Annotated in this window: 13 protein-coding genes; 8 read left to right on the top strand and 5 right to left on the bottom strand. The window is 49.5% G+C overall.

Annotation, left to right across the window (positions count from 1 at the left end):
• Nucleotides 1-178: 178 nt before the first annotated feature.
• From P2W70_RS07175 to P2W70_RS07165, 3 genes are all read left to right on the top strand, one after another.
• Nucleotides 179-814, top strand: coding sequence for a response regulator (locus P2W70_RS07175; protein WP_276480757.1), 636 nt, complete (start codon nucleotides 179-181; stop codon nucleotides 812-814).
• A 285-nt stretch (nucleotides 815-1099) separates the two neighbouring features.
• Entirely contained in the window at nucleotides 1100-1597 is a 498-nt protein-coding gene (locus P2W70_RS07170) for a SixA phosphatase family protein (RefSeq protein ID WP_276480756.1), read from the top strand.
• A 167-nt stretch (nucleotides 1598-1764) separates the two neighbouring features.
• Entirely contained in the window at nucleotides 1765-3240 is a 1476-nt protein-coding gene (locus tag P2W70_RS07165) for a T9SS type A sorting domain-containing protein (protein ID WP_276480755.1), read from the top strand.
• Nucleotides 3241-3415: 175 nt separating this feature from the next.
• Here the strand turns inward: P2W70_RS07165 and P2W70_RS07160 are convergent, their stop codons facing one another.
• Nucleotides 3416-4279 carry a glycosyltransferase gene (locus P2W70_RS07160; protein ID WP_276480754.1) on the bottom strand — a complete coding sequence of 288 codons (864 nt, stop codon included), beginning with the start codon at nucleotides 4277-4279 and terminating at the stop codon, nucleotides 3416-3418.
• Between the two features lie 315 nt (nucleotides 4280-4594).
• Between P2W70_RS07160 and P2W70_RS07155 the strand changes: the two genes are divergently transcribed.
• Nucleotides 4595-4735: a hypothetical protein gene (locus P2W70_RS07155; RefSeq protein ID WP_276480753.1), complete on the top strand. Its 141-nt coding sequence runs from the start codon at nucleotides 4595-4597 to the stop codon at nucleotides 4733-4735.
• A 35-nt stretch (nucleotides 4736-4770) separates the two neighbouring features.
• Nucleotides 4771-4998 (top strand): hypothetical protein, encoded by a 228-nt coding sequence (locus P2W70_RS07150; protein ID WP_276480752.1) that lies wholly within the window; start codon nucleotides 4771-4773, stop codon nucleotides 4996-4998.
• A gap of 134 nt (nucleotides 4999-5132) precedes the next feature.
• Here the strand turns inward: P2W70_RS07150 and P2W70_RS07145 are convergent, their stop codons facing one another.
• The 4 genes from P2W70_RS07145 to P2W70_RS07130 all read right to left on the bottom strand — a co-directional run bounded on the left by P2W70_RS07145 (nucleotide 5133) and on the right by P2W70_RS07130 (nucleotide 9348).
• Complete coding sequence (locus P2W70_RS07145; RefSeq protein ID WP_276480751.1) at nucleotides 5133-6389, bottom strand: pyridoxal phosphate-dependent aminotransferase; 1257 nt, start codon at nucleotides 6387-6389, stop codon at nucleotides 5133-5135.
• Between the two features lie 176 nt (nucleotides 6390-6565).
• Entirely contained in the window at nucleotides 6566-7852 is a 1287-nt protein-coding gene (locus P2W70_RS07140; protein ID WP_276480750.1) for a hypothetical protein, read from the bottom strand.
• Nucleotides 7853-7864: 12 nt separating this feature from the next.
• Complete coding sequence (locus tag P2W70_RS07135; RefSeq protein WP_276480749.1) at nucleotides 7865-8608, bottom strand: class I SAM-dependent methyltransferase; 744 nt, start codon at nucleotides 8606-8608, stop codon at nucleotides 7865-7867.
• Nucleotides 8605-9348: a glycosyltransferase family 2 protein gene (locus tag P2W70_RS07130; RefSeq protein WP_276480748.1), complete on the bottom strand. Its 744-nt coding sequence runs from the start codon at nucleotides 9346-9348 to the stop codon at nucleotides 8605-8607. The genes P2W70_RS07135 and P2W70_RS07130 overlap by 4 nt, the downstream gene beginning before the upstream one ends.
• A gap of 396 nt (nucleotides 9349-9744) precedes the next feature.
• Between P2W70_RS07130 and P2W70_RS07125 the strand changes: the two genes are divergently transcribed.
• The 3 genes from P2W70_RS07125 to P2W70_RS07115 all read left to right on the top strand — a co-directional run bounded on the left by P2W70_RS07125 (nucleotide 9745) and on the right by P2W70_RS07115 (nucleotide 13989).
• On the top strand, nucleotides 9745-10389 hold the full coding sequence (locus P2W70_RS07125; protein WP_276480747.1) for a YceI family protein: 645 nt from the start codon (nucleotides 9745-9747) through the stop codon (nucleotides 10387-10389).
• Between the two features lie 206 nt (nucleotides 10390-10595).
• Entirely contained in the window at nucleotides 10596-12035 is a 1440-nt protein-coding gene (locus tag P2W70_RS07120) for a DUF5106 domain-containing protein (protein ID WP_276480746.1), read from the top strand.
• 7 nt (nucleotides 12036-12042) lie between these two features.
• Nucleotides 12043-13989: a peptidylprolyl isomerase gene (locus tag P2W70_RS07115; RefSeq protein WP_276480745.1), complete on the top strand. Its 1947-nt coding sequence runs from the start codon at nucleotides 12043-12045 to the stop codon at nucleotides 13987-13989.
• Nucleotides 13990-14000 lie beyond the last annotated feature (11 nt).

Below are 14000 nucleotides of genomic sequence, written 5' to 3'. Positions count from 1 at the left end.
AAAAAATCATAATATCATGCACCAGATCGTGGCATGAGTTTTTATTCTGTAGCAGCGGCTGTTAAATGGTAAGGTAACGCATTAGTAGCACCCACAGTAAAGACATGATAGGTACCCTATCTCCCGGTCATCGTGTGCACTAGCTTACTCAATTATACCATTGTAAAAAGAATGTCTTATGAGCAGAATTACGATCATGATTGTTGACGATCATACGCTTATTCGTGAAACCTGGTCCTTCCTCCTGAGCCGGAATGAGAGCTTTGAAGTAATAGCAGAAGTGGGCGACGGTCAGCAGGCCATTGAACTGGCGCGTGACAAACGCCCCAATATCATCCTCCTGGACATCAATATGGCGCCCCTCAATGGGTTCGATATCCTCAAAATGATCCGTAAGCTGTCACCCGGGTCCAAAGTGATCGCGGTGTCCATGCACTCCCAGCCATCTTACGCCAAAAAAATGCTGCGCCTAGGCGCCCGCGGGTATGTGACGAAAAACTCACCCCGCCAGGAAATGCTGGATGCCATCAACGAAGTATTCAGTGGTCAGATCTATATATGCCAGGAGGTGAAGAACATCATCTCGGTGCAGATGCTGGGTGATGATGAGAACACGCCGGGCCTCAATCAGTTATCCGAACGCGAGATCGAAGTGATCAACCTTATTCGCGACGGGCTTTCCTCTAAGGAGATCGCTACCAAATTAAATATCGCCATCAAAACGGTGGAAGTACACCGCCACAATATTCTTAAAAAACTCAAGGTGAAGAATACTGCGTCATTGATCAACTACATCAATGCCAGCGGACTGTGATATGCAAGCGGGTGGTTTAGGCACGCTGCCGACTCCTGCGCTGCGCTGATCCCCGGGAACGCCATATTGGTGAAGCGGCGGAAAAAGCAAAAAAAAATGGCGGAAATTGGTTTTTTGCGCGAAAAATACCCACTTCTGGCAAAGATTTTGCTAAATAATTAATGCCGACCGTTTAGCTTCCTATGGGGAACCACCACTAAAACAGGCCTGTTTATTATTGTCTGATTCCTTTGATTGAAACTTATTAAGTACTTTAAGGGGGAGTATTCCCCCTTAAATTTTTTTATGAAGCATATCCTGATAATCCGTCACGCCAAAAGCAGTTGGGACGATCCCGGCCAGCCAGATTTTGAACGGCCGCTCAACGACCGTGGCAAGCGTGATGCTCCTCAGATGGCCCAACGGCTGATAGCCCGCTCCATCACCATCGATGCTTTCATATCCAGCACGGCCAAAAGAGCCCGCAAAACAGCTACTTTATTTGCAGAAGAATTCAAGGTCGATAAAGATTCGGTCATCCTGGTGCGCGAGTTGTATCATGCAGCTCCACAGCAGTTTTTTGACGCCATCAGCCAGGCGCCTGACAAGGCCGATACGATCGCGTTATTTTCTCATAACCCAGGCATCACCGAATTTGTCAATATGCTCACAGAAGTGAGGATTGATGACATGCCTACCTGTGCTATCTTTGGAGTACAGGTCGATACGGCCCACTGGGCGCAATTCCGGGAGGCGGCCAAAACCTTCTGGTTCTTCGACTATCCCAAGTCGTTTACGTTATAGGCAACCGGGTAAGGTTTTTGCATAGCTTTACATCGTATATCAATCCTCCACCCTTTTGAAGGCAGTTACCGGCTTACCGCCACAACTTTTCCATCTTCCTTTGAAGGCTATATTGCCAATCCACCATCTTTGATAGCCGTCATTATTTACTGCTAAAATCTATGTCTATGCCTACACGGCTACCCGCCTGCTTGCAAAAAGCACTGTGCTTTTTTGTGTTATTTAGTATTGCCCGGCTCAGCCAGGCACAATGTCCTGCAACCCTTAACAGATTAGAGCCCGTGTCACTCGCCCCCGCCCAGTGGGTTGCCGGCGGCTTCATCAAAGGATATTACCGCATGATGCCGACAGACTACAGCACCAACACTATCCAAAAGTATCCGCTCATTATTTATTATCATGGATCGCAGGCTGGAGGCAGCGGATCTGCCACGGATCTTTGCAAACTCATTTCCGATCAACCTTCTTCCCTGCCGGGACGTATCCAGGACGGCAGTTTCCCCGGCTCAATGACCATCAATGGCGTGGCCCAGCAGATCCTTGTGCTGATGCCACAGTATACCTCCTATTCCGAAACGGGATATGGTGGTAATATGGAAGCTTTTATTGACTATGCTGTAGCCAACTACCGGGTTGACCCTACCCGCATTTATATGACAGGCATGAGCAGTGGCGCTAATTTGGTTATGGACTACGCCTCCAGTAGCGTGGCGCGTGCGCAGCGCCTGGCTGGTATTGCCCTCAGTTCACTGTGCTGGAACCCCAGCTTTGCCCCCAATGGGCCTGCCAACATCGCCGCGGGCGGACTGCCCGTATGGATGGTACATTGCGAATCCGACAACCCTTGCGTGGTAGGATGGCCGGATACCTGGAATGCCAATCTGCTGGCTGCCGGAGCTCAAAACATTCGGTACTCTCGCCTCGGCCAAACACCCAACCCGTTGCCCCATTGGCCCTGGCTGGAAAAGGATGAGGTCATGTATTGCCGCCCCTTTCCGCATCTTACCTGGTATGCGCTGTATAGCCAGGAGTTTACCCATGCCGGTGGGCCCAATATGTTGAACTGGTTTGCCCAGAATGCCCGGACCACACTTCCGCTGCACTTAAAGCAATTTATGGCGAAACTGGTCGACCAGCACGTACAATTAAACTGGACGACCTTCCAGGAAGTTGGCAACGCGTCATTTACCATCGAGCGTGCAGGTGCAGATGGCCGCTATACCGCCATCGCTAATATTCCCGCGGCGACGAAGGATGCAATGGAGCACGATTACCAGTATATCGATGTGAAGCCGCTGGCGCAGTTGAGCTACTACCGGTTGTCGCAAACAGATATAGACGGCAGAAAGGCCATACTGGGTACCAAAACAATCCTCAACCGGGAAGGCAACGCCCAGCTGCTTATGTTGGGGGCCAATCCGTTTACCACACAACTGACTGCCTTCATCAATACGACCAGGGCACAACGGATCACCCTGGAATTGGTGGACCATAACGGCAGAAAATTATCCGGTACCACCGCCCTGTATCCATCTGGCGTTACGGAAGCCAATATTCCAACGGTTCATTTACCGGCTGGTGTATATTTCATCCGGGTTCGTAGCGACCTGAAGACGGAGACCCACAAGGTGATCAAACAGTAAAATAGAAGGATCTATCCGGCTTGATCCGGGATGTCCTTGATAGATATTGAAGCGCGTACCGGTGAGCTGATCGCCGGTACGCGTTTTTTTTGTAAAAGCATAGTCGGAGCGATGCTGGCGAGAACCAACTATGATAAAGGCAGTCTTGCCGATGGGGCAGTTGATGTACCTGGTGTTAGGATCGTGTTCTTTGCGGTAGCGACGCGATCATATTCGCTACCACCGGCCTGAACTGTTGGTGGTCAAGCGCGGGAAACCGATAGTTGAACCGGGAAGCCATTTCCAATACACTGTGCAACTGAAACTGCTGTTGGGGTACGGTACATGACCAACCCTGGCTATGGAGGTGCGTAGCCAGGTATTCCTGTTCGGACTGGCCAGGTGTGGGCACCAATACGGTCTTTTTTTGCGAAACCAGCAGGTCCATGACGGAGGTGTAGCCACAACGACTGATGACGAGACCGGCTTCGCCAATCAGTTGTTGCAACTGATTGGCTGGTGCATGGTTCAGTACCTGGCAATTGGCTGGCACCACGGGCAGGGCGGTTGACTGGGGCAGGCCTCTTATTAAGACAACATCTCCTTTATAGTCTGTCAGTTGTTCGATTAGTAACTGTTCAAACAAGCTACGTTGCGGCTCGGGGCCAGACAGGATGATCAACAGGTAACCCTCCGGCGCCGACGGGCAATTCGTAAAGCGGGTCAGGGGGCCAAGGTAGCTTACCGGTATCGGTGGTTGCCGTTTGGGGTGCGACAACTCTCCGGCCAGCGAAGTGGTTCCGGGTTCGTCGGGAATCCAGCAGGCGGCAAAACGCCGGATAAGCCGGTAATTCCATTTCTGCAGCCAGTTGTCAGCTATGTGCCCAAGGCCAGTTTTGATGCGCAGTTGATGGGTGATAAAAACAGCGGGTACAGCGTTGGTATACAATCCATACCGGTTGTCTGAAATGACCAGATCTATAGGGTATTGTGTGAAAAGGGTGTCCAACCACCGTTTTTCAGCCTTGATGCGGATCAAAATTTTGGCGCTCTGCTGCATAATACGCGCAATGGTATGGCGCTTGCTCTTTCCATAGCGGATATCGTATCCCTGTAGGCGAGTATACGCGACAGTATCACCGAACTCTTTCCATAATAATTCCTTTTGTATTGAGTTACAACCGATAAGAACTTCGCAGCCAAGTTGATGGAGATAATGGATGATGGGAATGCAGCGGGTGGTGTGCCCTAGTCCCCAATCGAGCGGGCAAATCAGTACTAAGGGTTTACGCGTAGAACTGTTAAAATTTACCGATACCACCAGTGTTAAATAATAATTTTGTGTGTAAAATAGTTTAATTTAGTAAAGAACGGTATGAAGAAGATTAAATATCAATTGGTTTTGGTGGCCCTGGTTTTGAGCGTGTTAATGACAGCTTGTGCTTCCGGACGTGGCGCAGGTGGATCATCCAAAAAGTGTGGTTGCGGGCTCAACAAGGGATTCGTAGGTTATTAATATCCTGATAGATAATGAAAACGCCCAATCGCGATTTGCTTGTCCTGATGAAAGACGAAGGTCTTGATAAGGATGCTATGGAGAATGAGCTTGCCCAGCTCAACGAGTTACTGGTCTACTTCGAGACCATGGATAACTTCTGTGCAGCGCACGAAGTGTTTGATCTTAACAAGTATAAGATCATTCGCAAGGCTGAGAAGATTCAGCAGATCATAAATCTGCCGGAGTTGCGATCATTCGTTTTCATCTGTAATAAAAACTAAGTACTTTTTGCTGTAAATAGAAAAAGACGACTCTTGTAGTCGTCTTTTTTTGTGGCTACCGGTGTTCAGCTTGCTGTCTTGACCGGGTAGCGTTATAATGTAAACCGCTCAAAAGCGGTCGGATTGCCGGATGGTTACACGAGCTTTTGCAGCGCCAGCTTCAACTGTCCGATCATAGCCGGGATCTCTTCTACTTTGCAAGTACCTACACTCAACCTATACCAGGGTGAACTCTTTGGGGCGCCAAACGCATAAAAAGGAACGATGGCCAGTTTGGCCTCATTCAACAGGTAGGCCGTTACCGCTGCCTGGTCTTTCAGTACCACACCCTCGGCGGTTTGCATGCCGGCCAGGTCGATCTTGATCGTCAGGTAAATAGCGGCTTGCGGTGTGATGGCATCTACCGAAAAGCCTTCGGATTTCAACTGCTGCAGTCCATCGTAAATGCCGCGCAGACGGGCTTCCACAGCCGTTTTGAATGTCGACAGGTAGGCATCGATGTCGTCATTCATATAAAGGTACTTCGCCACGGCCTTTTGCTCGGGATTGGGAGCCCAGGCACCTACGTGGCTGAGGATTGCTTTCATCTTGTCCATGATCAGTTTGGGACCAAATGCCCAGCCTACCCTTACGCCAGTGGCAGCAAACACCTTACTGATAGCATCGATATAAACGGTATAGTCGCGCATGGCCGGACGCAGGTTCACCGGATCGTAGTGACGAATGTTTCCAAAGGTCAGCTGCCAGTACATCTGATCATACATCACATACAGCTTCTTTTCGCCCTCACCGCGGGTCGCATTTTCGGCAATCACCATATCACAGATCGCTTCGAGGTCCTCTTTGGTAAAGGTGGTACCCGTGGGGTTTTGTGGCGAACAAAGTGCCAGTAACGAAGCGCCTTTCAGGTGTGGCCGAATGCTGTCTACCCGGGGCATAAAGTTATTTTCGGGCGTTGCTTCTACCACAACATGTTCTGCCCCCACAAAATGGGTATAGTGATTGTTGTTCCAGGAGGGGACGGCGTAGATTACTTTATCACCTGCATCGCAAATGGCGCGGAATAAGGAGTAGATCAGGGGGCGGCCGCCGGAGGCCACCAGGATCTCGGCAATGCTGTACTCGAGGTTTTCGCGGTGCTTCAGAAAAGCGGCGATAGCCTGGCGTAGGTCGGTATTGCCATCTCCCAGCGGGTAATTGGTAAAATGATTTCGATAGGCTGCAACAATTTCATCTTCAAGGGCCTGGGGTATGGGAAAGATCGATGGATCGAAGTCCCCTACCGTAAAATTGTAGATCTTTTCACCCTGGCTAATCTTCTCGCGGATCTCGCCGCCGAGTTTTACGATTTCCGAACCGATGAGCGTTTCGGACAAATGGCTAAGTTTCATAGACCAAAAATACAGAAACATGCCGAAGTGGTGTTACAAAGGTCTCACCCGATATCAGCCATGGCCCTTTTGCCACCATTATTGCCTGAGGTTGGCAAATTACACCGGTGCAGGCAAAACAAAAAAGGATGACCCGTCCGGATCATCCTTTTTATCAGGAGTTGAAAAGTAGGCGCTTAATTGTATTTCTTCAGGATCTTCAATACATCCTGGTCGATATGTGTGGCTGTGTCGTTTTGTGGCTTGCCAAAGAATTCGGTCTCATACTCATTGCGGTAGACACCACTGGCCTGCTTCTGGGCAAAGCGATTCTTATCCAATCCTATATACAAAGAATAAGCAGCAGCAAACAGGCCCAGGGCCAGGTATACACCCAGGTACAGGCGGCTAACACCTTTCAGCCAGGAGCGGCTGTTAAAAGGTGTTTGCAGTACTACCACCACCAGCAAAGGCAATACAGGAACCCAAAAACGGGGGTCATAATAGGGCCAGTTGAGGAGAATGATCGAGTAAAACAACAGGTACATCCGGATGTAAAAAGGGATCTTACTGTTCTTCTTAAACAGGTTGTACATGATCCATCCGAGCAGCGCTACGCCCAGGGTGATAAACAAGGCTGGTCCCAGTTTGCCGGGTAAAAAGCCCATCAGTTTACTGGCGGGCATATTGAAAAATACCTCTGTCAGTTCGGAGAAGTGGTTGCTCAGGTTTTCAGCAAAGAAATGACCAGCTCCTTTGTCGAAAGCTTCCTTCAGCAGACCGCTGTAGTCGGTGATCTTGAGTTTACTGGCAGAAAACACGGCGCCGGCGATACCCAATACGACAATGACCAACAACATCAGTTTATGCTTTTGCACCACACGCTTCAACTCATTCCGGTATTCGTACGCGATGCCCAGTACCAGGGCGGGCATCAGCGCTACGCCGATGGTTCGTGTCAATACGGTCAGGATAGCAAATACAAAGGCGAGTAAGAGGTAAAGCCAGCTCTTCTTCCTGGTAAACTGGAAGAAGCAGAACAAACTGACACTGGAAACAAATATGTACTGCATTTCCGACAGGGGGTGCGTTACAAATTTGATCACCGTCCAGTTGAACAAGGCCAGTACGGCAAACAGGAAAGGATGCACCTGGCCGGCAAAGATCTTGTATACCAGGTAAAGACCAGCGAACAGGTATAGGCAATTGACGAAGGTGATCATGAAGGCATTCAGGATGCCCAGCTTCGACAAAGCGATGAGCAAGCCCGTATACCCATAGGGCAGGTAGTCGGTGGCAGCAAAGGAGTTGGGGTCGCAACCAAACTCGATACAATCTTTTATATTATAATAGCGAATACTGTCGAAGTGAATGTGCAGGGGGGTAAAGCAGCTTACCAGGTACACCAGGGCCATGCCCAGCATCGCCAGCCGGAACAAATTGGATACCGTTGTGTTGAGCGGAGCGTAAGTAGGTTGAACCATACAAAGGATTGTTTAAAGGGGTTTGCGTCCGATGGCGATCGTTGACAGACCAAAGGCGCGGAACGACAATATATCAGCCAGCCTGATTACAGGCATCAATTTATCGAACAACATCAACTGCTTACGGGGTATCAGCCTTTTCTTCAGCAGTTGACCGTTTACCATCCAGCCGAAAATACCTGCCAGGTTGAAATACTGCTGATGAGCGACTTCATAACCGGACTGCCGCAGCAGCAGGCGTTGAGTCCTGGCTGAGTAACGCCTGAAGTGGCCCAGCTCTTCATCAAACTTGTTGTACAAGGCCTGGTAGGCGGGCACGAGCATCACCAGGTTGCCACCGGGTTTCAGCAGTTGCCAGCAATTGGCCAGCGCCAGCCCATCGTTTTCGATATGCTCGATGACGTTGAGCGCTACTACCGTATCGAACTGGCCCAGCAGCTGTGGACATTGCGTGGTAATATAGGGGGCTTCCAGATCGACAGATATGACATCCTTCAATCCGGGCAGCTGCCCCAGCCGCTTTCTCAGGTATTCACAATACGTATCCCGAAGGTCGCTGGCCGTTAGCGAAAAGCCGTGTTCCAGGAATAACTCAGAGATATTGCCGATACCGCTGCCCACTTCCAGCACATGACCTTTGCAGTACGGACGGATGGTATTAAACATCCACCGGTTAAAGCGGGTAGCTGCTGCAAAGCGTTCAAGTGTTATAAAACCAGTTGGATCGGATTCATGGAAGCGGTCAGTAGCTGTCATCGACTGAAGATATTGTATTTTATAATACAATATAAGGCTCTGAAAGCGTCTTTCATGTTGATCTTTTTACCCTCGGCATAGGTCCGGCCATAGTAGGAGATACCTACTTCATAGATACGGACGTCCTTTACGCGCGATACCTTGGCCGTTACTTCCGGCTCGAAACCAAACCGCTTTTCTTTCAGTTGAATGCCCTGAATGATATCTGTACGGAACAATTTGTAGCAGGTCTCCATATCGGTCAGGTTCAGGTTGGTGAACATGTTGGAGGCCATTGTCAGCATCTTGTTGCCTATCGAGTGCCAGAAGAACAGGATGCGGTGAGCGTTGCCACCGAGGAAACGGGATCCGAAAACCACGTCGGCAGAACCGCGCAGCACGGGCTTAATGAGGTCGTTGAACTCTTCAGGGTCATACTCAAGGTCAGCGTCCTGGATGACGGTATAGTCGCCGGTCGCCTTCGCAATACCTGTATGCAGGGCAGCACCCTTACCCTGGTTTACTTCATGCTTGAAGTACTGGATGTTCATGTCTGGATTGGCTGCCTTGTACTGCAGAATGGCCTCTTCGGTATTGTCTTTCGAGAAGTCATTGACGATGATGATCTCTTTCTCGATGTTGTTGATCAGCTTGACTTCCTTGATCCGGTTCAGAATGAGGTGAATGGTACGTCCTTCATTGTAAGCGGGAACTACGATCGACAGCTTGTTGAATGGATGCATGTTGGTTGAAACTTTCATTTTTTGGTTTATACAGATACAATAAGCCCAATACGAGTTTGAGTTAAGTTATCGATATGGCAATGGGAATTTCAAGGGCATTGGGACGGAAGGGAGAATATCAGACAATTATACTGTGGGTGTCAGGCTATTAGGCGGGCCATTGTTGCCGGGAAGGCCCCCAACCAGGTGCATTTAATGGCTCTTCATTTTCCGAATTAGGGCGCAAACTAATAATAAACCCCGGTTGATGCAAGCGTTTGATTTTAATTATTCCCTATATGACGGTAAATCAATGGTTTTGGGTAAAAAAAGCCGCCCTCCCATCAACCTCCAGCTTATTTTCTGCGTACTTCACGACAGACTGTTATAATAACTATCTTTATTAGCGTTCGAACATTAAAACAACCTGCAATCATGAAGAAATTTATCCTTGCCACTGCCGTAGTGGCGTCGTCAGCCATCGCCCTGCAAGCCTTTCGCTCTGCTCCTGTATTACCTGGTACCTCCTCCACTGCCACCCCACCACTGTGGGCCGACCAGTGGAAGCTCGACAAGTCACACTCCAACGTGCGTTTTACCATTACCCACAATGTAGTATCGCAAATGGATGGAGCATTTACCGGTTTTGACGGTACTTTCGAGAACACCAAACCCGATTATTCCGACGCAAAAATCACCTTCACCATCGAAACGGGTTCTATCAATACCTTCAATGAGAACCGCGACAAGCATTTGAAGAGTGCTGATTTCTTCGACGCTGAAAAATACCCCCAGATCAAGTTTGAGAGCACAGCTTTTAAACCATTGGGTGGCAACAAATACAAGCTGGAAGGAAATATGACCGTCAAAGACATCACCAAAGCCGTCAGCTTCGATGTTACCTACGGTGGAGCTACCAACGGTCAACGGGGTGCGAGAGCCGGTTTTGTGGCGCATACCGTGATCAACCGCTTCGACTACAACCTGAAATGGGACCGCGCTACAGAAGCTGGTGGTCTCGTAGTAGGAAAAGAAGTAAGTGTTACCATCAATGCCGAGTTGATGAAGCCCAATAATTAATTCTGTCAGGCGGGCTCCCGCGTGCCCGCCTGTTTTTTCCCCCCCGCAGGGCCAGCCTGGCCATCTCCCTTTTCTGTACGATCCCTCCTGTTGCAGACTATCCCGTATCGATATTCGTTCTAATAGGGTATTCCGGATTAACCCGTGCCATAACCTTGAATTAACAAGTTTTGCCTTTATTTTGAGTAAATTTTGCGTTCCAGATCATGAAGAAAACCATTTCTGTGCTCTGCCTGCTCCTGATGGCCCTGTTGGCCCAATCGCAAACAGGCTATAACATCAATATCACGCTGAAGCCGTACAAGAACACCTATGTTTACCTGGGCTACCACTATGGGAAAATGAAAGCATTGGCCGATTCTGCACTGCTCGATGAGAACAGTGCCGGCGTATTCAAAGGCAAAGAGGCCCTGCCCGGCGGGATCTACTTTGTGGTATCTCCGCGAAAGGAGATCCTGTTCGAACTGCTCATCGACAAACAACAAAACTTCTCCATCAAGGCCGATAGTGCCACCCTGCCGACGGGGGTGGTATTTACAGGCTCAGCTGATAATACCTCTTTCCAGGGTTATACCAAATTTGCCAATACGGCTGGTCAGGCTATTGCGCAGGCTACGGGACAACTGGCGGGTGTCGCCAACGGCAAAGATTCAGCGGCCGTGAAGGCCAGGCTGAAAACAATGACCGATAAAATGCAGTTTCATCGCGATAGTCTGATCAAACAGCACCCCGATGCCATTCTTTCGGCCCTCCTGTTGGCCATGAAAGAACCGGTAGTGCCCCCGGCTGCAAAACATCCCAAAGGCAAATATGATACTGTTTATGCCTTCAATTATTACAAAGAGCATTTCTGGGATGGGGTAGAGTTTACCGATGAACGATTAATCAGAACACCCTTCTTTGAGCTCAAGCTCGACAAATATTACAAAGACCTGGTATCACCCAATCCCGATTCGATCAAAAAAGAAGTAGACCATATGCTGCTCTTTTCCCGCAGCAATAAGGAGATGTACAAATACCTGCTGGTACACTTCGTGCAGAAATACATCAATCCCGAGTATATGGGGCAGGATGCCGTTTTTGTACACCTCTTTGAAAAATACATCAATACCGGACAGGCCGACTTCTTTACCGAACAATACAAAGAGCACATGACCAAGCGGGCTTATAGCCTGATGGCCAACCTGATCGGTCAGCCCGCTGCCAACCTGATCATGGTCGATACGCTCGATAAGCCCCTCCCACTGTACAATGTGAAAAGCGATATGGTGGTGGTGGTATTCTGGGATCCTACTTGTAGCCATTGTAAGGAGGTGGTGCCCAAGGTCGATTCGATCTACAATGCCAAATGGAAAAACCTTGGTATAAAACTATACGGTGTGATGGTGGATGGTGGCAAAGAACTGTGGACGCAGTTCATTCGTGAAAAAGGGTTGAAGAATTGGATGCACGTTTACCAAACGGCAGCCCAGCAAAAAGCAGAATCCGATGCCGGCAAGCCCGGTTTCCGGCAGTTGTATGATATCTATCAGACGCCCGTCATTTACCTGCTGGACAAAGACAAAAGGATCATGGCCAAAAAACTTACCTACCAGCAATTGGATGAAGTAATAAACCTTAAACTAAAAACCGCAAAATCCAACTGATCAGCTTATGACTTTCCTGCGAAAAATTGTGGTGGCAGCGGTCTGCGCCACCAGCTTGACGACAGCCCAGGCACAAACCCTTTTTACCTACGGTGCAAAGTCGGTGTCGAAAGAAGAGTTCCTGAAAGCCTTCAGTAAGAACAACGCCGAAGCTGCCAGTTCCGAACAAGCTTACCGCGAATACCTGGATCTATATACCCGTTTCAAGATCAAAGTGCAGGCTGCACTCGATGCACGCCTCGATACCTTGGATACACAGAAGTCTGAACTGGCCGTATTTAGAAGCCAGGTGGTGGAAAGTTATCTCAACGATGAAGCCAGTGTACAGGTATTGCGCGACGAAGCCATTCGTCGCAGTGCAAAAGACCTCCATATCGCGCACATCTTTGTAGCGGCCGATATCAATGTGAGCGCACAAAAAGACCAGGAAGCCAGTAAGAAGATCAAAGCAGCCTATGCACGCCTGCAGGCAGGAGATGATTTTAGTAAAACAGCCCTGGCTTATTCTGAAGACCCCGGCGTTCAACTCAATAAAGGCGATCTCGGATTCATCACCGTATTCGTGCTGCCTTACGAAATGGAGAACCTGGTGTACAATACGCCGTTAGGGAAATTCACGGCCCCCTTGCGGAGCAAAACAGGGTATCACCTTTTTAAGGTCATAGAAGAACGAAAAGCATATGGCAAACTAAGAGCAGCCCAGATCCTGCTGGCCTTCCCGCCCGAAGTGACCGACGCACAAAGGCAGGCCCTGGGGCGTCGGGCAGACTCTCTCTACCAGGCCCTGCAAAAGGGCGCTGACTTTGGTCAGCTGGTGACAGCCTACAGCAATGATAACCTTACCTATAGTACCGGTGGCGAAATGATGGCCTTTGGCGTTGGTCGCTATACCCCGGCATTCGAAGCTGCGGCTTTCTCCCTGGAAAAGGATGGCGAAATCTCCAGACCCGTGCTGACGGAATATGGCTATCATATCATCAAACGTATCCAACACCTGAACATTCCCGCCGACGCCCAGGACAAGGGCTACCAGGAAGAGATGAAACAGCAGGTATTGCAGAGTGATCGGATGCTGGTGGCGCGAAAAGCGTTGAACCAAAAAATACTACAAGCCACGGGGTATAAAAAGCTGCCGGTCAATGAAAAGCTGTTAAGCCAGTTTACCAGCAATGTGCTCAACCACAAAGAAGGCGTGGTGCCGGCGGGGCTCAACCTCACTACGCCGATGTTTACCATCGGCAAACAAACTTTCCGGGTAAAAGATTGGCGCACCTACCTCGAATCGATCCGTGAACTGGAAGGATTGCGGGCTGGTAAAACGCAGACCCAGTTGTATGATCAATATGTGGAGACCGCTGCGCTCGATTATTACCGGGAGCACCTGGAAACCTATAATAAAGATTTCGCCTGGCAGCTCAATGAATTCAAAGAAGGCAACCTGTTGTTCGAGATCATGCAACAGCGTATCTGGAACAAAGCGGCGGCTGATAGTGTAGGTCTGCAGCAGTACTACGATGCCCACAAGAGCAGTTATTGGTGGGAAGCCAGTGCCGATGCTGTCATCTTTACGGCCGTCAACGAGGCTGCCGCAGAGGCTGCCAAAAAGAAGCTGGATGCCAATCCGGATAGCTGGAAAAAAGTACGCGACGAAAGTGAGATGGCCATCCAGGCCGATTCGGGCCGCTTCGAACTGGGGCAGATCCCCGTGGCGGAGCGAACCAATTTCCAACCAGGATTGATCACCGCGTCCGTGAAGAATGAAACCGACAACAGTGTAACCTTTGCTTACATCATCAAAGTATACCGTGATCGCTCTCCACGCAATTTCGCCGACGCGCGTGGCTTTGTGATCAACGATTACCAGACGGCGCTGGAAGAAAAATGGATTGCCGAATTGAAGAAGAAATATCCGGTAAAGATCAATGAACAGGTGGTCAAAAGCCTGCCGAAATAAACAAGAAGGCC

This window comes from Paraflavitalea pollutisoli (genome assembly GCF_029360705.1).
Lineage (GTDB): Bacteria > Bacteroidota > Bacteroidia > Chitinophagales > Chitinophagaceae > Paraflavitalea > Paraflavitalea pollutisoli.
Note: the sequence above shows the minus strand (reverse complement) of the source record. Positions and strands in the feature narration are given on the sequence as shown.